We start from the raw sequence: 19573 nt of genomic DNA, 5'->3' as shown, positions 1-19573 counted from the left end.
GCGAATCAGAATTGGTCCGCGGGGAGACTCATCAGGCACGCCGCACCCGTTTTCACGCGCCGCCCCAGTGCAGCCACCACCGGTAGTTCGCGTTCGAACCAGTAGCGCGCGAGCGCGAGCTTGCGATCCAGGAACGCGGGATCTGCCGCTTCCGGCAACAAGGCCAGCGCGGTATCCGCGATGCGCAGCCACATCCATGCGCAGGCAACGACGCCCACCATCGTCAGAAAGTCGTGCGACGAGCCACCAGCGTCGTAAGGATTGCGCGCCGCGTCGCGCAACCAGTTCGCGCACGACCTGATTTCACCGGTTGCCTCGCGCAACGCGTCGGCGTGGGCCCGCAGCGCTTCCCGCCGCCCCGCCTCTCGCGCCGTGGTTTCGGCGAGCTCAACGAAACCGGCCAGCGACTGCCCTTCGGCGGCCGGCAACTTCCGAAGCACGAGGTCCAGCGCCTGAACTCCATTGGCCCCTTCGTAAAGCTGGAAGATTCGGCAGTCGCGCACGAGTTGTTCGACGCCGTTCTCGCGGATATAGCCGTGGCCGCCCATGAGTTGCATGGCGTCGTTGGCCGATTCGAATGAGCGGTCGCTGAACCACGCCTTAACGACCGGTGTCAGCAGGCTGCCGATCGCAATCCGGTTCGCGCGCAACGATTCGTCCGGCTCGTCCAGCAGCGTTCTCACGCAGAGCGCGAGCGCTCGCGCGCCTTCGATGAACGCGGCCTGCTTCAACAGCAGGCGGCGCACGTCGGGGTGAACCACGATCGGGTCCGCCGCGTTGCCTGTCCGGTCGGTCGGGTTGGCAGCGCGACCCGCCACCCGCTCGCGCGCATAGTTGGCGGCGTGATCGTATGCGCGATTGGCCGACGAAAGCGCCTGCAAGCCGGTGCCGAGACGCGCGGAATTCATCATGTCGAACATGCCGCTCATGCCCGCCGACGACTTCCGCGCCGATGCGCCCGGCTGGCTGGACTCTTGCAGCGGGAACGCCCGCGCATTCTCGAACGCCAGGGTGCAGGTGGCGCTGCCCTTCAACCCCATCTTGTGCTCGATGCCGGTCACGCTAACACCGTTCGGCTCGCCCAAAGCGCCCGTGTCGGGATCGACAGCCAGCTTGGGCACGAGGAATAGCCTGACTGTCGACAAATCGTCGAGCACGCGCCCGTTTTCATCGGGCACCTTGGCGAGCACCAGGTGAATGACATTGCCGGTCAGATCCTGGTCGCCGCCGGAAATAAAGATCTTCGTTCCGCTCAAGCGCCAACTGCCATCGGCCTGCGACACGGCGCGCGTCTTCATCAGGCGCAGGTCCGTACCGCAATGCGGCTCGGTCAGACACATCGTCCCGGCCCAGCGCCCTTCGACCATCGGCGGCACGACGTGCTTGAGCATCCACTCGTCGCCGGTGCGCCGGATCGTTGCATGCGCACCGTTCGTGAGCCCGGTGTATAGCCCCAGCGAATTGCAGGCCGAGGCAGAGAACTCGCGCACGGCCTGGCCGATCGTATCCGGCAGGCCTGCGCCGCCAAACGCCTCGGGAGCCGACACGCTGTTCCAGCCGGCCTCGCACTGAGCCGCGTGACCCTCTGCATAACCGGAGGGCGTCTTGACCGCACCGTTTTCCAGCCGGCACCCCTGTTCGTCGCCGGAAGCATCGAGCGGCGCCCAGACTTCCTCGAAAAAATGGGCTGCCTGCTCCAGTACCTGGCGCGTATCGTCACGCGACAATTCGCCGGTCGCATGGGGCGCGTGCGGTCCGATCACGTCATACAGCAGGAACAGATAGTCGGCAACAGGGGCTTGGTAGTTCGTAGGCACAGCGATTCTCTCCTGATTGATGCAATTCTTTCGCCAAGGCGTCACACATTCGTGCGCCGGATCGAATAGGGAATGGTGAAACTTCGCAGCGCGTCGATCAATTCGGATTCCTTTATGTTTGGATCGCTCACGCTGACTTCCGCGAAGAACCCTCCGTTTCCCCGGTCCGTCGCCCGGACCGACGCATTCGCGCCCATGCCCGCCTTGTCGAGCGCGGCGTGAAACATCCGCTCGATCGCGTCGAGACGCAGCACGTTCTTCTGGATCTTCCCCACCGACGTCTTGGGCATTTCCTCGAGCACATAGCAATGCTTCGGGACGGCGGCGCGCTCGGGCACGTGCTCGGCGGCATACTGCAAGACTTCCTGAGCGGCGGCGATCGCGCCGGGCTTGATCACCACGTAGGCGACCGGCACTTCGCCCGCGTGCGCGTCCGGTGCGCCGATCACCGCCGCGTCCTGGATGGACGGGTGGCCGAACAAGGCCTCCTCCACCATCTTCGGGTCGATGTTGTGGCCACCGCGAATGATGAGGTCCTTCGAGCGGCCCGTGATCCAGAGCCAACGATCCGCGTCGAGGTAGCCCAGGTCGCCCGTATCGAGCCAGTCGCCGTCCACCCAGTGTGCGCTCTGGTTTTCGCCCAGATAGCCCGGAAATACCGAAGGACCGCGCACGATCACGAGGCCGGGCTCGCCCGGCTCGCAGTCCGTTGCCGAACGCCCTTGTGCATCCAGCCTCACCACGCGCACCTGCTGGTACGGCAGTCGCACGCCGGAACTCCCCACCTTGATGTCCTCGACCGGCGGCGTGATGCAGGTGACCGCCGTGGTTTCCGTCATGCCCCAACTCTCGCGAATGCGCTGGCCCGTCATGCGGTGGAACGCCTGCGCGACCGTGCTCGAGAGCGGCGCCGTGGACGACGCCACATAGCTCAGCGTGGATATGTCCGCACCGTTCAACGGGATCGACAGCACCTGGTTCACCAGCGTCGGCACGAAGGTCAGCATGTTGGCCTCGAACGCCTCCACGATGCGCCAGATGTTGGGCAGCACGGTGGGATTGCGGAATCCGGCCGAGGTCATCAGCACCACCGTCGAGCCCTTCGCCAACGGGCCATAGCAGCCCACCACGGCGCCCGCCACATGAAAGACGGGCACGCCGACCAGTCTCACCTCGTCGGCGCCAAACCCGGTCAGATACTTCGAAGCCCAGATCCAGAACACCTGGTTGCGGTGCAGATGGCGCGCGAGCTTCGGTGCGCCGGTCGTCCCGCCCGTGTGAAAGAGCGACGCCGTGTCGTCGGGGGAAAACACACGGCCCGACACCAGCCTGTCCGCAGGAAACCGCGCCATCGCTTCGGCGAAGTCGATCACCGGCACGCCGTTCACCGTCGCGGGCCCCGCTCCGCGCTCGCCCACGCGAATCAACGCGACGAGCGAGGGCACGCCGCGCACAATCGCCTCGGCCTTTGCCCAGATTTCCGGATGTTCGTCGCCCGCGAAGGCGACGAGCACCTTCGCGCCCGCCGTGCGAAACATCTGTGCCAGGATATCGGGCTCCAACATCCAGTTGGCCGGATTGACGATGCCGGCCGCCTGCGCGCCCCACAGCACGAACTGCGATTCGGGCACCGCGGGCAACATCACCGAAACCACGTCATCCTTATCAATTCCCAGATCGGAAAGCAAATTCGCGGTTTGATGGACCTTCGCGCGCAACTGCGCGAACGTGACCTGCCCGGCCGTCTCCAGCGGCCGCGCGCCGTCACTGAAAAACTGGATCGCCACCTTGTCCGGGTCGATGTCGCACCCGTGCATCAGCATTTCATAAGTCGACGCCGGCAGACCGCGCTCCTCCAGGGGAACGCGCTCGAAGCGCTCGACGTCGGCCTCTGTCAGCAGCAGATCCGAAGTCCAGTACGCGGGCAAGCGGGTTGACACGGAAGCCATTTGTCTCGTCTCCTGTTCCTGCATATGTTATGGAAGCCAATGCTGGCGCGCAGGCTTGCCCCGCGCGCCGCAACCGTGTTCAACGCCCCTGGAAGCGGGCCTCACGTCGCTCGACAAAAGACTGAATGCCTTCCTTGAAATCTTCTGAGGCGAACACCTCATCGCGCACATGCGGAATGACTTCAATGGCCGCCTTCTCACCGTGCTCGATATAGGTCAGCGCCGCAGCCTTGGTCGCGCGCAGCCCGATGGGCGCGACCTTGCAGATCAGGCGGGCGATCTCCATCGCGCGTTCGCGATGCTGGCCGTACGGAAGTACTTCCTGCACGAAGCCGCAGCGCAACGCTTCCTGCGCGGAAAATTCGTCGCACAGAAACAGGTGGTACATCGCATTGCCCCAGCCCGTGCGGGTCAGATAGCGAAAATGCGCGCCACCGAGCGGCGCGATGCCGCGTTTCGATTCGAGCTGGCAAAAGCGCGCGGTGTCCGCTGCGATCACGATGTCCGACGCGAGCATCTGTTCGATGCCGATCGTGTAGGTAATGCCGTGCACCACCGAGATCAGCGGCTTGCGGCAGCGCTTGCGCAGGCCGAACGGATCGACCTGGTCGTCGGGAATGGGCTTGGCCGTCGCGGTCGGGCCGAAGAACTTCGGCATGTCGAGGCCCGCCGTGGTGTGCTCGCCCGCCGGATCGAGCACCGCAACCCAGAGGTTGTCGTCGTTGTCGAATTCGGTCAGCCGCCTGGAAAGCTGCTGCATCAAGTCTGGCGTGATGGCGTTTTTCTTGGCGACATTGTCGAGTGAAATAACGGCGATGTGGCCTTCCACCTTCATGCGGACCTGAGGCGTGTCTGCGTCGTGGCTCATGCTGTGCTCCTTGGTTTCGAATTGGGTTATTGCTTGCGGATTTACACCGCGGTGATACCGCCGTCGACAGCAAGAATCTGACCGGTGATGTGTTTGCCGGCGTCGCTTGCGAACAGCAGCGCCGCGCCTTTCAGGTCGTCGTCGTCGCCGATGCGCTGGAGTGGCGCGCGCTCCGAGAGCTTTTCCACTCCCATCTTTTCGATGGTCCCGCGCGTCATCTTCGAAGGAAAGAAGCCCGGCGCCAGCGCATTGACCGTCACGCCGTGCTGCCCCCACTCGCCCGCGAGCGCGCGCGTGAAGTTCACGACGGCGCCCTTGCTGGTGTTGTAGGCGAGCGTGGCTTGCGACTTCGGCCCGTTGCCTTTGAGCCCCGCGATGGAGGCGAGATTGATCACACGCCCGTGGCGATTGGGAATCATCGAAAGCTTGCCGATCTTCTGCGTGAGCAAAAAGATCGAGCGCACGTTCAGGTTCATGACCTTGTCCCAGGCGGCCAGCGGATGATCCACGGTCGTCGAACCCCAGGTCGCGCCCGCGTTGTTCACGAGAATGTCCACCCGCCCCAGGCGCTGCATGGCCTCGTTGGCGAGGCGCTCGACATCCTCCTCCGCCGCGCTGTCGGCGGCGATCCAGCTCGCGTCCACGCCGAGCGCCGCCAGATGCTCCTGCGCCGCCTGTAGCGAGTCCGCCTTGCGCGCGGAAATCACCACGCGCGCGCCCTGGGTGCCCAGCGCCTCGGCAATTTGCAGGCCGAGGCCGCTCGAGCCGCCCGTTACCAGCGCGGTGCGTCCCTTCAGGTCGAAGAGCTTTGCCACAGCAGTCATTTCCATCTCCTTGTCTAAAGAACTTCGAACAGGCCTGCGGCCCCCTGGCCGCCGCCGATGCACATGGTCACGACGACATACTTCGCGCCCCGGCGTTTGCCTTCGATGAGCGCGTGACCGGTCAAGCGCGAACCGGTGACGCCGTAAGGATGTCCTACCGCGATCGCGCCGCCATTGACGTTCAGGTGTTCATCAGGAATGCCAAGCTTGTCGCGGCAATACAGCACCTGACAGGCAAACGCCTCGTTCAACTCCCACAGGCCGACGTCTTCGAGCTTCACGCCCGCCCGCTCCAGCAACCGGGGAACGGCGAACACGGGACCGATACCCATCTCGTCCGGCTCGCATCCGGCGATCGCGAATCCGCGGAAGAGGCCCAGCGGTTCGATACCCCGCTGTTCCGCGAGCTTTGCGTTCATCACCACGCATGCCGAGGAACCATCGGAGAACTGGCTCGCGTTGCCTGCCGTCACGACGCCGCCCGGCAACGCCGAGCGGATGCGCGCCACGCCTTCCAGCGTGGTGTCCGGGCGAATGCCTTCGTCGTGTGCGATCGTCACCTCGCGGGTCACGACGCGCCCCGCCGCATCCACCACGCCCATCGTGGTGGCCATGGCGACGATTTCGTCGGCGAATTTCCCAGCCGCCTGCGCGGCGGCGGCGCGTTGCTGGCTGCGCACTCCATAGGCATCCTGATCCTCCTTGCTGATGCCGTAGCGGCTCGCCACCTGCTCCGCCGTCTGCAACATGCTCCAGTAGATCTCCGGCTTGTGCTCGACTAGCCAGGGGTCGCGCCGCATGTGGGTGTTCGCCTGGTTCTGCACGCAGGAGATGGACTCCACGCCGCCCGCGACAATCGCGCTCGCGCCTTCTACCATCACGCGCTGCGCGGCCATGGCGATGGCCTGAAGTCCCGACGAGCAGAAGCGGTTGACGCTCACGCCGCCCGTGGTCACGGGCAACCCGGCGCGTAAGGCGATGGCACGGGCGATGTTGCCGCCCGTCGTGCCTTCGCCGAACGTGCCCCCCATGATGCAATCCTCGAACTCGCCAGGATCGAGCCGGGAGCGTTCCACGGCGTGTTTGACCGCATGCGCGCCAAGCGTCGCGCCGTGTGTCATGTTGAAGGCGCCCTTCCAGCTTTTGGCCAGCGCGGTGCGGGCGGTCGATACGATGACGGCCTCGTTCATGATGTCGTTCCGTGAGAGTGGGTGAAAAATCAGGCGTTGAAGGCGCCGCCTTCGTCGGCGAGTCGATCGATCAGCGACGCGGGTTTCCAGCTCGTGTCGGCGGCGGCGAATTCGCGCAACGCGCGGCGCACGTTGTAGACGCCCACTGTGTCGGCATAGAACATCGGGCCGCCGCGCCAGGCCGGGAAGCCGTAACCGTGCAGGTACACGGCGTCAACATCGGATGCGCGCACCGCGATGCCTTCTTCCAGAATGGCGGCGCCCTCGTTGACCAGCGCGTAGATCAAGCGCTCGACGATTTCCGCGTCGGAGAAGCGTTTGGGCGTCACACCCTTTTCCCGCCACCACGTCTGAAGCATGTCGCGCGTGCGCACCGAAGGCTTCGCCTTCCGCTCGCCGGGCGCATAGTCGTACCATCCCGCGCCCGTTTTCTGGCCAAAGTGTCCGGCCTCGCAAAGCCGGTCGGCGAGTTCGAAGCGCGGCATCGATGGGTCTTCGGCATAACGGCGCTTGCGAATCGCCCAGCCGATGTCGTTGCCCGCCAGGTCGGCCATGCGGAACGGCCCCATCGCCATGCCGAAGCGTTCGACCGCCTGGTCCACCTGCTCCGGCAACGCGCCTTGCTCCAGCAACTCGCCAGCGCGCCGCGCATAGCGGGCCACCATGCGATTGCCAATGAAGCCGTCGCACACGCCCGACACCACGGCCACCTTGCCGATACGGCGCGCGAGCCCAATGGCGGTTTGCAGCACGTCCGGCGCGGTGGCCGCGCCGCGCACGACTTCGAGCAGGCGCATGACGTTCGCCGGACTAAAGAAGTGCAGGCCGATCACATCCTGGGGCCGCTTCGTTTCGGCCGCGATGCGGTCCACATCCAGCGTGGAAGTGTTGGTGGCGAGAATCGCGCCTGGGCGAGCCACTTCGTCGAGCGCACGGAAGGTTCGCAGCTTGAGGTCCATCTCCTCGTACACGGCTTCAATCACGAGGTCGCAGTCCGCGATCCGTTCGGGCGAAACGCCGGGCTGGAGCAACGCCATGCGCGCCTCCATGTCTGCGTTCGCGAGCTTGCCTTTCTTCACGCTCGCCTCGTAGTTGCGGCGTATCGCGTCGACGCCCTTTTGCACCGCGGGCTCCGACACATCGAGCAAGACCACCGGCATGCCCGCATTGAGAAAATTCATGGCGATGCCGCTGCCCATCAGGCCCGCGCCCACCACAGCCACCCGGTTGACGGGACGCGCCTGAGTGCTCTCCGGCACGTCCACCAGTTTGCTCGCCGTGCGCTCGGCAAAGAACGCGTGACGCAGCGACTTCGAAACCGGCCCGTTCATGAGTTCGAGGAAGAAGCGCCGCTCCAGCCCCAGCCCCTCGTCGAACGGCAACTTCACGCTCGCCTCGATGGCGTCGAGACAGCGCGCGGGCGCGGGGAGATGCGCGAACCTCGCGGCAATGGCGGCGCGCGCCACGGCCAGATAGCCTTCCGGATTCGGGTGCCGCACGGTCATGTCGCGCACGCGCGGATGCGGCCCGCTGCGTTGCGCGGCCTCTCTCGCGAACGCGAGCGCGGCCGGCAACAGCTCACCGTGCGCGATCTGATCGAACAACCCGGAATCCGCGAGCGCTTCCGATGCAACCGAAGCGCCGTGCACGATCATGTTCGTCGCCGCTTCCAGGCCGATGAGGCGCGGCAGACGCTGCGTGCCGCCCGCGCCGGGCAAGAGACCCATCGTGACCTCGGACAACGCGATGCGCGCTTTCGGCGCGGCCACCCGGTAGTGGCAGGCGAGCGCCAGTTCGAGGCCGCCGCCCATCGCCACCGAATGCACGGCGGCGACCACGGGCTTGCGGCTGTTCTCGATCGCGGCAAGCACGGTGTTGAGCCCCGGCTCGCGACCCGTCTTCGGTGAATTGAATTCGCGCATGTCGGCGCCGCCCGAAAAGGCCTTGCCTGCGCCGGTGAGCACGATGGCCTTCACGTTGGCATCGGCAAGCGCACGCTCGAGGCCGTCGATGATGCCCACGCGCACGGCGTAGCCCAGCCCGTTGACCGGTGGATTGGCGATCGTGATGACCGCGACGTCGACGACGACGGTGTATTCGGTGCTCATGGAATGTCCTTTTCCGGTGGGAGACAGATGCATAGGCTCAAACGCGGCTCGACGCCGCGGCGGGCTCGCGCTGGAGGAATTGCTGGAAGATGTCCTGCGCCTCGCGTGAGCGGCGCAGCGTGTCGAACACGATGCCCTCGCGCTGCAAGCGGGCCTCGACGAGTTCGACGGTCGATTCGCGAATCAGCCCGCGCGTGGCGAGCAACGCTTCGCGTGGCTTCACCGCGAGGCGCTTCGCAACGGAAAGCGCTTCTTCTTCGACCATGTCGAGCGGCACGATGCGGTTCACGAGCCCCGCGAGGTGCGCTTCCGCCGCGGGAATGGGCGCGCCGAGCAGGAGCCATTCGGCGGCCTTGTTGCGACCCACCACGTGCTGAAGCAGCAAGGTCGAAGCGAACTCGGGGCACAGGCCCAGGTCGACGAACGGAAAGCGCACGCGCGCGTCGTCGGAGGCGACGACGTAATCGCAATGCAGCAGCACCGTCGCGCCGATGCCGACGGCGTGCCCGCATACGCATGCCACCGCCGGCTTGCGCAGCGACGTCATCGCATGCAGGAAAGTCGCGGCAGACAGTTCGCGATGCGCGGCCGCGTCGCCCGTCACGAACATGCCGATATCGTTACCGCTGCTGAAATTGCCGCCTTCGCCACGCAGAAGGACGGCGCGCACGTCGTCGCGCCGGTCGGCCTCGGCAATCGCCTCGGCGAGCGCCACGTACATCTGCGCCGTGAGCGCATTCTTTTTCGCTGGCCGGTCGATCGTCACGACCAGCACGCCTTCGTCCAGACGTACCCCCACTTCCGCGCCCATCGCTCTCTCCTTCAGTACGACTGATTGAGTCGCTTCATGAGGAAACAGTGTGGACGTTTCTGGCGATTCTGGCTGTCGGAAGTGGCTCTGAGATTTGTCAGCGTTTTCTGAAGTTGCCGAGTTGAGCGCCAACTTCAGGACGGCATCCGTCGATCATCAATCGATCAACCGATGTTCGACGGCGTAGCGGGCAAGCTCGGCGTTGCTCGAAACACCGATCTTCTTGAGAATGCGCGTGCGATAGGTGCTCACGGTCTTCACGCTCAAATACATCTGGCGGCCGATCTCGGTCAAGCGGATGCCGCGCACGATCAGCAGCATGATTTCGTATTCGCGCGAAGACAGTTGCTGATGCAGCGCGCTTTTCGTACCGCGCTCGAAACCATCGAGCAGGCAGTTCGCCACCGCGGGCGTCACGTAGCGGCCGCCCCGGGCCACGCTGCGGATGGAATCGACCAACTCCATCGCGTCCATGTCCTTGGTGACATAGCCGGAAGCGCCCGCCTGAAATGCCCGCATGGCGTATTGTTCCGCAGGATACATGCTCAGCACGATCACCGGCATCGCGGGCCATTCGGCGCGTAGCGAAGGCAGCATGTCGAGGCCGCTGCGCCCCGGCATGTTCACGTCCAGCAACGCCACATCCACCTGCTGTTCGCGCAGCCGGCCAAGGGCCTCGGACGCGTCGCTCGCCTCCGCCACAACGTCGAATTCGCGTTGCTCCGCGAGCAGGCGCTTGAGCCCCTCGCGAAAGATCGTGTGGTCATCGACCAGCATGAGACGAATCATGGCCTGTTCTCCTCCTGTATGCCGCCCCGCCGCACCGGTACGCTGAGCTTCACGCATGCGCCCGAGCGGGGTCCGGTGCCGAGTTGCAAGGCGCCTTGCAGTTCTCTCGCGCGCTCCTTCATGCCGAGCAGGCCAAGATGCCCTTCCGCGGCAACGGCGTCCGACTCGAAGCCGAGGCCGTTGTCCGCGATCTCCAGCATGAGACCGCCCGGCTGCCACGCGAGATCGACTGTGACTTCGGTGGCTTTCGCATGGCGCGCGACGTTGGTCATCGCTTCCTGGAAAATGCGGTAGATGCCGATTTCCGTGTTGCGGTCCAGCGCAAACGCGAGACCCGTGGTCTGAAACCACGTGGCAATGCCGTAGCGCTGCTCGAAGCGTTTCAGGTCCAGCGAAAGCGTGTCGGAAAGACCGAGATGATCGAGCGCGCCGGGCCGCAACCCTTCTGAAATCCCGCGTACCGCCTGAATGGTTTCCTGCGTGAGCTGAAGCGCCTGAGTTGCCGTCATGGCGAGCGCGGCCAGCTCCGGCGGACTTGCCTGCGCAGGCTTCGCGTCGCGCTCGAACGCACGGTCCACGGCCTCGATGCCGCGCGCGAGCCGCGAAAGATCGAACTTGATCGCCGTGAGCATGCCGCCAATCACGTCGTGCAGTTCGCGCGCCACGCGATTGCGCTCGTTCTCCCGCACGTTGTTGGCACTCGCGACCAGTTCCTGCAAACGCTCGCTCGCCTCGACCAGTTCCCTGCGCTGACGCTCCTGCTCCGTGATGTCGATGCCCACGCCCACAATCGCCGGGCGGCCGTGAAAGATCACACGTGTGCCGTGAATCTCGAAGCAACCCGGCCGGCTCGACAGCGTGCGCCGGATCGTGAAGCGCTCCGAGGGCCCGGTGCCCGTGATCTTGCGCTCGTACTGCGACATCAGCGCAGCCAGTTGCGCCGGGTTGGCGACATCTCTCAGCCGCGCGCCCAGCAGTTGCTCTCGCTTGAGGCCGCACATGTGCGCGAACGTCTCGTTGACGTAGCGAAACCGCCCATCCTGAAGGATGTAGATGCCGGCGATGGATTGCTCCACGATGCCCTTGAAAGGGATCTCGTAGTCGTCAAGGTCGAAGGTAGAGTCGGTCATTTCTACATGATGATTGTCATCCACAAGAATGACGACCATAATCCAGAATGTCAATAGATCAAACCCGGACATGACCATGGGGCATTCGCAGGCGGACAAGGCGCGCAGCAGGGAACGCATTCTGGAACAGGCGGCCGGTCAGGTCAGGGAAATGGGGCTGGAGTCGGTGAGCGTCAGCAAGCTGATGAGCAGCGCCAAACTCACGCACGGCGGCTTTTACGGCCACTTCGCTTCGCGCTCCGAGCTGCTGCTGCACGCGCTGGAGCGTGCGCTCGACGACGGGCGCGCCGCCTTCGAGGCAAAGAACGGCACGGGACCGCACGATTACTGCGCGACGGTGCGCGGCTATCTGAGCCGCAAGCATCGCGACGCGCGGGCCTCGGGCTGTGCGATCGCCGCGCTCGCGGGCGATGTCGCGCGTGCCGACGAGGCTTCGCGCGAAGCCATGTCGAGCCGTATCGAACAGTTCGCGGTGAACCTCGGCGCATCGATGAATCAAGAAGACGCAGACAAGGCCCTGTTCGCCGTCAGCGCGCTGATCGGCGCGCTGGTGGTGTCGAGGGTGATGGTCGACGAGAAGCGTTCCGACGCAGTGCTTGCCGCCGCGAAGCGGCAACTGCTCGCGCTCAACGAAGACAACTGAGCCGCGAAGGCGCGGGCGCGCATCGATGATCGATTCATCGGCGCCAATCGCGCTGTATTGCCATTAAATCATCAAATAGGAAATATCCGACAAGAACTCAAGACAACGACGACAGGCTCCGGAAATTGCGCGTCATAGACTAAATCCGGTTTCCTTGCAGGAAGCCGACAGGTTCCAGACCCGTATCGGCAAGGAACCCCGCAACAGACGCCAAACAATCCAACACGGAGACACCGCATGAGTTCTGAATCCTCGTCCGTTGCCGAGCCGCTCGCGCAAGAACGCTTCGGAGACCTGATATATACACGACAGCGCAGGCTGTATGTACTGGGCATCCTCACGGTCGTCTACGTCTTCAACTTTCTCGACCGGCAGATACTCACGATCCTCGCGCCGTATATCAAGGCCGACCTGCATATCGGCGACGCGCAGATCGGCCTGCTCTACGGCACCTGCTTCGCGCTTTTCTATGCGGTCATGGGTCTGCCGCTCGCGCGCTTCGCCGACAACTGGGACCGCGTTCGGACCTTGTCGCTCGGGCTGGCCGTCTGGTCGCTGATGACGGGACTTTCCGGCCTGGCCTCGGGTTTTGCAGGCCTTGCACTCGCACGCATCGGCGTGGGCGTGGGCGAAGCGAGCGCGACGCCAAGCGCTTTCTCGCTCTTGCAGGACTACTTCTCCGACAAGCGCCGCGCCACCGCGATCGCCGTGTATTCGAGCGGCATCTTCATCGGCTCGGGACTCGCCGGGGCCGTCGCCGCGCTCACGATCGGCTGGTGGCGCGGTTTGCAGGCATCGGGCTCCGCGCCGCTCGCGTTTCCCGCGTGGAAAATCACATTTCTCTCGCTGGGCTTGCCGGGTATCGTGCTCGCGCTCGTGCTTCTGTTCACCGTCCGCGAGCCGCGGCGTGCACGCCAGCACGGCGCCGCCCGCATGGTGTCGTTCTCGTCGGTCATGCGCGCGGTGGGCGGCGACGTCGCCTCCATGACGCCGCCCTTCAGTATTGCGGCCGCATGGCGCGGCGCACGCACGCGCCGCGGCGTTCTCCAGAATCTGCTCGTGCTCGCGCTTTGTGTGGCGGCGGCGGCCACGCTCACTGCCATTACGGACAGCCTCGCCACAGTGCACCAGCACGCCGGATTCGGCCACATCGGCCCGGTGACGGTCACAACCAATCTCATCCAGTGGTCCGCGCTCGCGTTTGGCGCCTACGCAGCCTGGTGCTGGCTGCATCGGCTCACGCAGCGCGACACGCTCGCGAGCAAGCAGATTCTGCGCTCTCCTGTTGTGCGCGCAACGGTACTCGCGGCGGCGCTGCAAAACACGGTCAATTATGCCGTCACCGGTTTCACCTTCCTCTATGGTGTGGGCCACTTCGGACTCGGCGCGCGCGACGCGTTTGCGCTCGGCCTGATCATCGCGCTTTCGGGCTTTCTCGGCACGACGCTCGGCGGCATCGGCGCGGATTTTCTCGCACGGCGTAGCGCCGCGGGCCGGTTGTGGCTCGCGATGGCCGCTGCACTCTGTAGCGGCGCGCTGTACGCGCTGCAACTCTGCGCCCCCGACAAGACGACGTTTTTCGCCGCGTTCTTCGGCGCACAAATGACCGGCACGGTATGGTTCGGCGCGGCCTCGGCCACGGTTCAGGGACTTGTCGCGCCGCGGCTGCGCGGAACGGCAATCGCGGTGCAATGGCTGGTCGTCAATCTCATCGGGCTGGGTATCGGACCGTATTGCGTCGGTCTCGTGGGCGATGTGACCGGTGATCTTCGCGTTGGCATGCTGGGCGCGCTGGTGCTCATTCCGGCGTCGCTCATCTTTTACTTCAAGGCGGCGCGCCTGCTCCCCAACGCCGAGCGGCTGTTCCAATCCCAGGCCGCACGTAGCGGCAACTGTTCAGAACAGAGCGCTTGATCGCTGCGTTGCGTGGTTTCGCGAGGTGTCCGGTCCGCCGGATAACCTCGCTGTCACTTCACGTCATTAGAAGTACAAACGGCTCAGTGTTTCCGCGACGCACACGGGCTTCTCCGCTCCTTGCATCTCCATCGTCACCGACCAGGTCAACGTCGCGCTCTTCCCCGCCGGGGATTCGTCGATTTTGACTTCGCGCAGCGCGGCCTGCAATCGAACGCGCGACGCCACCGGCACCGGGGCCGTAAAGCGCACGCGGTTCAGGCCGTAGTTCACGCCCATGCGTACGCCATGCACCTTGATCGTCCTGGACATGAGCACCGGCAACAGCGAAAGCGTGAGAAAGCCATGCGCGACCGCCACGCCGAACGGCGACTCGCGACGCGCCCGCTCCGGGTCGGTATGTATCCATTGATGATCGCCCGTCGCGCGCGCGAACAGGTCGATATCGTTCTGCTCGACCGGGAACCAGTCGTCGCTTTGCAGCGTTTTTCCAATCAGACCTTCAAGTTCAGCCAGGGTCGATACTTCTTTCATCCTTTAGTCTCCTGAAACGGAAGCGCCAATGCACCGCATCGGCGCCTTTTCGTCGATGTTGGAAAACGATGTGAAATACGCTCAACGCACGCGCGAAAGGAAGTCGCGAAAAATGCGCTGCGCGTCCTCAGAATCGCGCAGCGTGCGAAACACCTGCCGTTCCGCGTCGATACGTGCCGCGACGAATTCACGCTGCGCCGACTTCAACAAACGCCGCGTTTGCACGAGGGCATCATGCGGCTTTTTCGCCAGTACACATGCCACGCGCCGTGCGTCGTCGAGCACCTGGTCATTGGGCAAGACCTGGTTCACCATGCCCGCGCGCAGCGCCTCGTCGGCCAGCACGGTCGCGCCAATCAGCATCCATTCATTCGCCTTTGCTCGCCCCACGGTGAGGGGCAGCAGCATCGTGGACGCGAATTCCGGGCACAACCCAAGGTCGATGAAAGGAAAGCGGATACGCGCGTCTTCGGAAACGACGACATAATCGCAATGCAACAGCACGGTCGCGCCGATACCGATTGCGTGTCCGCATACGCCCGCCACGAGCGGCTTGTCGAGTTGCGTCACTGCCTGCATGAAGCGCTCCGATGCACGCTTTTCCGTCTCGCTGCCGTCGTCGGCAAAGTCTTGAATATCGTTGCCGCTCGTGAAAGTGGCCGACGTACCCTGAAGCAGGATGGCGCGAATGTTGTCGTCGTGGTTGGCGTCTTCGAGCGCCAGCGCGAGCCGCAGATACATGTTCTGCGTGAGTGCGTTCTTCTTCTCCGGACGATTCAGCTTGAGGACGAGAATGCCGTTGGCGTATTCGGCCTGTATGTATTTCATGGCGTGACGTCTCCTGGTGATATCCGCAAGCCGTGTGAAGCGGATCGTTCATGAACCAGGAAAGCGTGGGCACCGAATCGCGTGGCCTTTAGGTGCACTTCGCATACACGGCGCGAACTGGTAGAGGGGCCGGGAAGCCGCCATTGCACGCTGCCTGGCAGACTTAACCAAGTTTGGCATAGCACATGCGCGCGTTCATGTAGGAACAATCCTGAAAATGCGTCAGAATATTCCTAGACAAGCGTCGCAAATGGACTAACCGCGTCTCGCGCACGCAATGAATTCGGCGCGAGGTGAGACGCACTACCCCGGCTGTCTGGCCAAAAATGTGAAGCCGGTGCGCGCCTCGAGTTCATCGACATTCTCAGGACGTCCGCAAGGCTCATGGTCCGCTGCCGAAGAATCTCGTCTGCGCCCGATCGTGCGGAAGAACGTTTCGAGACCTGCGGGCTGAAAGACCCAGAACCAGCGAAAATCATAATCGCCGTCGCTGACCAAGGTGCGAATGCGTCCGGCCCAACGTAGAAGCTCATACCAGGCTCCACGCAGTATTCCTCTCCGCCAATGATTACTTTTCCACGGCCCGCTGACGAAGTGGAGAATATCCTGCGCTTCGACGTGTGCGCGGGCGCGCACATATCCTCCTGGAGGTAGTTTGCGTTCCGGCGGAAAAAGGAGGCGCCATCAGTCGCCGAGCCTGAGTCGGAGTACTGATTACTGAGTCGAGAATGCAGACAGCATCTGTAATTGCGGTTGCGTGTGCATCCGGCACACCGACCACCGCGGCACCTCGGATGTACGGGTGACCGAACAAGGCCTCTTCCACCATCTGCGCCGCAATGTTGTGTCCGCCGCGAATGATGAGGTTTTTGGAGCAGCCCGCGCTCCAAAGCCAGGTCCGCATCGAGATAGCCCAGGTCGCCCGTGTCGAGCCAGTCGCCGCCCGACCAGCGTGCGCTCTGGGGGTATTCGTCAGAAGACGATCACACTCCTCCCATTCGCGCCAGACTCCAAGTCTGTAAGGATTTCATTGATTTCTTCGAGCTTGCGCGGGGTGACCATCGAGTCCAGGTCGAGCATGCCTTGCCTGTAATAGTTCGCAAAGCGCGGAAAATCGGTATGTGGCCTTGCTGACCCGTAGTAGCTACCAAGGATAGCATTCTCTTGTCGAACCAAGACAAAGGGCTTGAAGCTGACCATCGTCTCTGCCCGGGCGACGCCGGCCAACACTGCCTGACCACCACGGTTGAGGATTGATACGGCGAGGTCCATCGTCTCTTGGCGTCCGACAGCCTCAATGCTCCAGTCCACTCCCCCATTGCCGATTTCCACAATGGACCGTTTGGGATCGTCACATCTAGAATTAATTGTATGTGTAGCTCCCAATGAGCGGGCCAGAGACAAGGCCGCATCCGACTGATCGACCGCAATAATGGTCTTTGCTCCCGCAATACGCGCGCCTTGCAGGCTGCTTAAGCCAACCCCGCCGCACCCTATGATGGCGACTGAATCGCCAGCAACAATGCGAGCAGTGTTGATTGCCGCGCCTACCCCAGTGGTGACCGCGCATCCAACCAAAGACATCGGAACGAGCGGCAGGTCCCTGCCGATCTTGACTGCACACTCTGCCGGAACCACGGTATATTCAGTAAATGTGGAGACACCACCAAAGTGAAGAACGTCGCTTCCGTTAGAGCTATATCTGGTCGTTCCGTCCTTCATCCGGCCGCAGTCAGCCCATGCAGCGCCTTCACATAGATTGGGCCGCCCTCGCAAGCAGCTCCGACAATGGCCGCACGCAGGCTTCCACGAGATAATGACGTGGTCACCAGCAGCCACATTTGAGACCCCGTTCCCCACGGATTCGACGATCCCTGCCCCCTCATGACCGAGGATCGCTGGTAGGTTTCCGCCATATACGCCATGCGCAGCGTGCAAATCGGAATGACAGACTCCGCTTGCTGCGACTTTGATTCGAACTTCATTCTCCCGTGGTTCAGCAACGTCAATCTCTTCAATCTCTAACGGCCTCCCAAAGCCGACCAAAATCGCCGCTTTGCTTTTCATTGCCTACTCCCTCTGTCGATGTGGCACCGCAAGTAAGCCCCATGCATCGAAGCTCAAACGTATTACCGCTCGCGTGGGTCCGGGTAAGTCAGTGTTCAAATGCCACTGACTAACCCACCATCGATTAAAAGACTTTGCCCGGTGATATAGCTCGAATCGTCAGAAAGAAGGAAGGCGACTACTTTCGCAATCTCCTGCGTAGTCGCAACTCGACCAATCGGAATTCGGTCGATGATCTCTTGCGGCGCATCCCAACTATCGACATAGCCCGGCAAGACCGCGTTGACCCTGATATTTTCGCACGCAAGCCTTTCGGCATAGAGCCTGGTCAGCGCGTGCAGTGCGGCCCGCAACGAAGAGGAAACTGCCAGGTTTCGTTCCGGGGAGACCCCTCCATAGGACGAAATGTTGACGACCGAACCATAGCCTTGCTTCTGAAAAACAGGCACTACAAATCGTAGCAACCGAATGACGTTCAAGATGACCATCTCAAAGCCTTCTTGCCATGCTTCGTCCTTTTGAACCAGTACATCACCGAACGGGAGGTTGCCGGTGTTATTTACGACGGCGTCAACTCGCCCATACGTTTGCATGGTCATTTCAAAAAACGACTGAAGATCTGTGACCGAGGTAACGGATCCTTTCATGCCCACGCCACGGAGTTCCTTCGCCAGGTCGATCGCAGCGCCAGACGGTGAGAGCAGCGAGACCGAGTATCCGATCGATGCGAGATGCCGCGCTATTTTGGCCCCAATTCCTCGTCCTGCGGCGGTGACCATCGCGACTCTCTTGTTATCATCATTCAAAGCAGTTAACCCCCTCTATTTTTAAAACGCGCTCGAGGAGCGCAGGCACCGCGGCGGATGCAGTGATGTGGTGAGCGCATGCGGCGGAACAGAGCGCGGATAAGCGCCTTCACTGAATAAGCCGCGAGGGCCCCGGGACCGCTCCCTGAGGATCGAGGCCGTGCTCAGTGAAGATTCGCTTAATCGCTCCGCTTAGATGCATGTTCTGGATGTACTCGTTAAGCGCCTTTCCCAAATCTTCGTTATCTTTCGAATAGAGGAAGCCAATCTGTGCTGAATTGACCGTAGCCCTGACACGTTGATCTGGTTCACTAACCTTGATTTGCAGGCCAGCGTAGCCGCCCTTTTTCTGCGCGAACAAGCCCGTCCCGTAGCTGTCTACTCCAATGGAGACGCGCCCTGCGGCAAGGTCATTGGCTAAAGCCACGGGATTAGGATAGAGCTTCAAATTGTCGCCGAGGACTTTCTGCAAGTCGCCGACCCAGTTATATCCTTGCACAGAACCGACACTTTTTCCTTCCAACTGCGAGACTCTCGTCAACCCATCCTTGGAGTAAATCGCCATCTGATCGAGATATAGCGGGTCGGAGATGCCCACGACTTTGGCGCGCGCAGCAGTACGAAACCACGATGCGGCTGCGATGTCTCCGCGACCAGTCAGGATATATTGAATCGCAGACGATCCATCGACCACGACCGTAACTACCTTTAAGCACTCTTGCTTGGCGAACGGCATCAGTATGTCACCTTCAACGCCGGCAAGAGAATGATCCCCGTCGAGAACGTCGAAAGGGGGAAAGAGCTGGGTGACGATTGTCAGGGTTCCCGGTGTAATGGTTTTCAACGCATGTTTCGGTGTGCACTCTCCGGCGGATGCGAGTGACACATTCATTGCTATAGACAGGTAAACCGAGGCGAATGCGAACTTCACTAGATTGCCGGTTCTGCGCATGATTCCCCCTTCAGCGTGGTGGAGTGTCGTTGTCCAGGAAACGCATCTTTCCTGAGACGTTGTCGTGGCCCTTGAGAAAAGGCACTGCCCAAGCAATCGACGTTCTCGAACTATCTGCTCGGTGATGCGTTGACTGATTCTAGGGCTGCTTTTTTTTGGTGAAAATCTCTGTTATTTTATCGACGATCGAAACCGGTCGTTTCTAATCAATGGACAAGCTCGAGAGCATGGAGGTCTTCGTAAAGACCGCAGACACAGGGTCGTTCGCCGCCGCGGCGCGTGCACTGGGAATGACGCCACAGATGGCGGGCAAGCATGTCGACTCGCTAGAAACGCGCCTCGG

The 19573-nt window shown here is 62.6% G+C and carries 16 protein-coding genes and 1 pseudogene; 3 read left to right on the top strand and 14 right to left on the bottom strand.

The window, feature by feature from the left end; translation table 11 throughout:
* Nucleotides 1–5: 5 nt before the first annotated feature.
* The 9 genes from FAZ97_RS15660 to FAZ97_RS15620 all read right to left on the bottom strand — a co-directional run bounded on the left by FAZ97_RS15660 (nucleotide 6) and on the right by FAZ97_RS15620 (nucleotide 11486).
* Nucleotides 6–1817 (bottom strand): acyl-CoA dehydrogenase, encoded by a 1812-nt coding sequence (locus FAZ97_RS15660; protein ID WP_158759388.1) that lies wholly within the window; start codon nucleotides 1815–1817, stop codon nucleotides 6–8.
* Between the two features lie 41 nt (nucleotides 1818–1858).
* Nucleotides 1859–3766 carry an acyl-CoA synthetase gene (locus FAZ97_RS15655; RefSeq protein WP_158759387.1) on the bottom strand — a complete coding sequence of 636 codons (1908 nt, stop codon included), beginning with the start codon at nucleotides 3764–3766 and terminating at the stop codon, nucleotides 1859–1861.
* 79 nt (nucleotides 3767–3845) lie between these two features.
* Complete coding sequence (locus tag FAZ97_RS15650) at nucleotides 3846–4634, bottom strand: crotonase/enoyl-CoA hydratase family protein (protein WP_158759386.1); 789 nt, start codon at nucleotides 4632–4634, stop codon at nucleotides 3846–3848.
* Between the two features lie 41 nt (nucleotides 4635–4675).
* A complete protein-coding gene (locus tag FAZ97_RS15645; protein ID WP_112173104.1) occupies nucleotides 4676–5458 on the bottom strand; it encodes an SDR family oxidoreductase in 783 nt (260 codons plus the stop codon).
* Between the two features lie 14 nt (nucleotides 5459–5472).
* Nucleotides 5473–6648, bottom strand: a complete 1176-nt coding sequence (locus FAZ97_RS15640) for an acetyl-CoA C-acyltransferase (protein WP_158759385.1) — start codon at nucleotides 6646–6648, stop codon at nucleotides 5473–5475.
* 29 nt (nucleotides 6649–6677) lie between these two features.
* Nucleotides 6678–8756 (bottom strand): 3-hydroxyacyl-CoA dehydrogenase NAD-binding domain-containing protein, encoded by a 2079-nt coding sequence (locus FAZ97_RS15635; RefSeq protein ID WP_158759384.1) that lies wholly within the window; start codon nucleotides 8754–8756, stop codon nucleotides 6678–6680.
* Nucleotides 8757–8793: 37 nt separating this feature from the next.
* The gene (locus FAZ97_RS15630) at nucleotides 8794–9567 is read right to left on the bottom strand and encodes an enoyl-CoA hydratase-related protein (protein ID WP_158759383.1); all 774 of its coding nucleotides are present in this window, start codon (nucleotides 9565–9567) and stop codon (nucleotides 8794–8796) included.
* A gap of 156 nt (nucleotides 9568–9723) precedes the next feature.
* Nucleotides 9724–10356, bottom strand: coding sequence for a response regulator (locus tag FAZ97_RS15625; protein WP_158759382.1), 633 nt, complete (start codon nucleotides 10354–10356; stop codon nucleotides 9724–9726).
* Nucleotides 10353–11486: a PAS domain-containing sensor histidine kinase gene (locus FAZ97_RS15620; RefSeq protein ID WP_158759381.1), complete on the bottom strand. Its 1134-nt coding sequence runs from the start codon at nucleotides 11484–11486 to the stop codon at nucleotides 10353–10355. Before FAZ97_RS15620 ends, FAZ97_RS15625 begins: the two co-directional genes overlap by 4 nt.
* Before the next feature lie 28 nt (nucleotides 11487–11514).
* Between FAZ97_RS15620 and FAZ97_RS15615 the strand changes: the two genes are divergently transcribed.
* Together FAZ97_RS15615 and FAZ97_RS15610 are read left to right on the top strand one after the other, a co-directional pair.
* Complete coding sequence (locus tag FAZ97_RS15615; RefSeq protein ID WP_199272135.1) at nucleotides 11515–12129, top strand: TetR/AcrR family transcriptional regulator; 615 nt, start codon at nucleotides 11515–11517, stop codon at nucleotides 12127–12129.
* A 237-nt stretch (nucleotides 12130–12366) separates the two neighbouring features.
* A complete protein-coding gene (locus FAZ97_RS15610) occupies nucleotides 12367–14043 on the top strand; it encodes an MFS transporter (RefSeq protein WP_158759380.1) in 1677 nt (558 codons plus the stop codon).
* Between the two features lie 66 nt (nucleotides 14044–14109).
* Here the strand turns inward: FAZ97_RS15610 and FAZ97_RS15605 are convergent, their stop codons facing one another.
* The 5 genes from FAZ97_RS15605 to FAZ97_RS15585 form a co-directional block, all read right to left on the bottom strand.
* Entirely contained in the window at nucleotides 14110–14577 is a 468-nt protein-coding gene (locus FAZ97_RS15605) for a MaoC family dehydratase (protein ID WP_158759379.1), read from the bottom strand.
* Nucleotides 14578–14658: 81 nt separating this feature from the next.
* The gene (locus FAZ97_RS15600) at nucleotides 14659–15405 is read right to left on the bottom strand and encodes an enoyl-CoA hydratase-related protein (protein WP_158759378.1); all 747 of its coding nucleotides are present in this window, start codon (nucleotides 15403–15405) and stop codon (nucleotides 14659–14661) included.
* A gap of 972 nt (nucleotides 15406–16377) precedes the next feature.
* Entirely contained in the window at nucleotides 16378–17472 is a 1095-nt protein-coding gene (locus tag FAZ97_RS15595; RefSeq protein ID WP_158759377.1) for a zinc-binding dehydrogenase, read from the bottom strand.
* A gap of 95 nt (nucleotides 17473–17567) precedes the next feature.
* Nucleotides 17568–18251 carry an SDR family oxidoreductase gene (locus FAZ97_RS15590; protein WP_158759376.1) on the bottom strand — a complete coding sequence of 228 codons (684 nt, stop codon included), beginning with the start codon at nucleotides 18249–18251 and terminating at the stop codon, nucleotides 17568–17570.
* Between the two features lie 136 nt (nucleotides 18252–18387).
* Nucleotides 18388–19230, bottom strand: coding sequence for a substrate-binding periplasmic protein (locus FAZ97_RS15585; protein WP_158759375.1), 843 nt, complete (start codon nucleotides 19228–19230; stop codon nucleotides 18388–18390).
* Nucleotides 19231–19439: 209 nt separating this feature from the next.
* Between FAZ97_RS15585 and FAZ97_RS35370 the strand changes: the two are divergent.
* Nucleotides 19440–19568: pseudogene (locus FAZ97_RS35370) on the top strand (helix-turn-helix domain-containing protein); the annotation flags it as partial.
* Between the last annotated feature and the right edge of the window lie 5 nt (nucleotides 19569–19573).

Origin of the sequence: Paraburkholderia acidiphila (assembly GCF_009789655.1) — a bacterium.
In the GTDB taxonomy this organism is placed as follows: domain Bacteria; phylum Pseudomonadota; class Gammaproteobacteria; order Burkholderiales; family Burkholderiaceae; genus Paraburkholderia; species Paraburkholderia acidiphila.
The sequence above is the reverse complement of the archived record's forward strand: the minus strand, read 5'-3'. Positions and strand labels throughout refer to the sequence as shown.

What these genes read in the sequence shown, in the direction of transcription:
- FAZ97_RS15590 (WP_158759376.1), bottom strand. Translation starts at nt 18,251, where the DNA reads ATGGTCACCGCCGCAGGACGAGGAATTGGGGCCAAAATAGCGCGGCAT.
- FAZ97_RS15650 (WP_158759386.1), bottom strand. Translation starts at nt 4,634, where the DNA reads ATGAGCCACGACGCAGACACGCCTCAGGTCCGCATGAAGGTGGAAGGC.
- FAZ97_RS15630 (WP_158759383.1), bottom strand. Translation starts at nt 9,567, where the DNA reads ATGGGCGCGGAAGTGGGGGTACGTCTGGACGAAGGCGTGCTGGTCGTG.
- FAZ97_RS15620 (WP_158759381.1), bottom strand. Translation starts at nt 11,486, where the DNA reads ATGACCGACTCTACCTTCGACCTTGACGACTACGAGATCCCTTTCAAG.
- FAZ97_RS15635 (WP_158759384.1), bottom strand. Translation starts at nt 8,756, where the DNA reads ATGAGCACCGAATACACCGTCGTCGTCGACGTCGCGGTCATCACGATC.
- FAZ97_RS15645 (WP_112173104.1), bottom strand. Translation starts at nt 5,458, where the DNA reads ATGACTGCTGTGGCAAAGCTCTTCGACCTGAAGGGACGCACCGCGCTG.
- FAZ97_RS15605 (WP_158759379.1), bottom strand. Translation starts at nt 14,577, where the DNA reads ATGAAAGAAGTATCGACCCTGGCTGAACTTGAAGGTCTGATTGGAAAA.
- FAZ97_RS15600 (WP_158759378.1), bottom strand. Translation starts at nt 15,405, where the DNA reads ATGAAATACATACAGGCCGAATACGCCAACGGCATTCTCGTCCTCAAG.
- FAZ97_RS15615 (WP_199272135.1), top strand. Translation starts at nt 11,515, where the DNA reads ATGACGACCATAATCCAGAATGTCAATAGATCAAACCCGGACATGACC.
- FAZ97_RS15640 (WP_158759385.1), bottom strand. Translation starts at nt 6,648, where the DNA reads ATGAACGAGGCCGTCATCGTATCGACCGCCCGCACCGCGCTGGCCAAA.
- FAZ97_RS15585 (WP_158759375.1), bottom strand. Translation starts at nt 19,230, where the DNA reads ATGCGCAGAACCGGCAATCTAGTGAAGTTCGCATTCGCCTCGGTTTAC.
- FAZ97_RS15625 (WP_158759382.1), bottom strand. Translation starts at nt 10,356, where the DNA reads ATGATTCGTCTCATGCTGGTCGATGACCACACGATCTTTCGCGAGGGG.
- FAZ97_RS15595 (WP_158759377.1), bottom strand. Translation starts at nt 17,472, where the DNA reads ATGAAAAGCAAAGCGGCGATTTTGGTCGGCTTTGGGAGGCCGTTAGAG.
- FAZ97_RS15610 (WP_158759380.1), top strand. Translation starts at nt 12,367, where the DNA reads ATGAGTTCTGAATCCTCGTCCGTTGCCGAGCCGCTCGCGCAAGAACGC.
- FAZ97_RS15655 (WP_158759387.1), bottom strand. Translation starts at nt 3,766, where the DNA reads ATGGCTTCCGTGTCAACCCGCTTGCCCGCGTACTGGACTTCGGATCTG.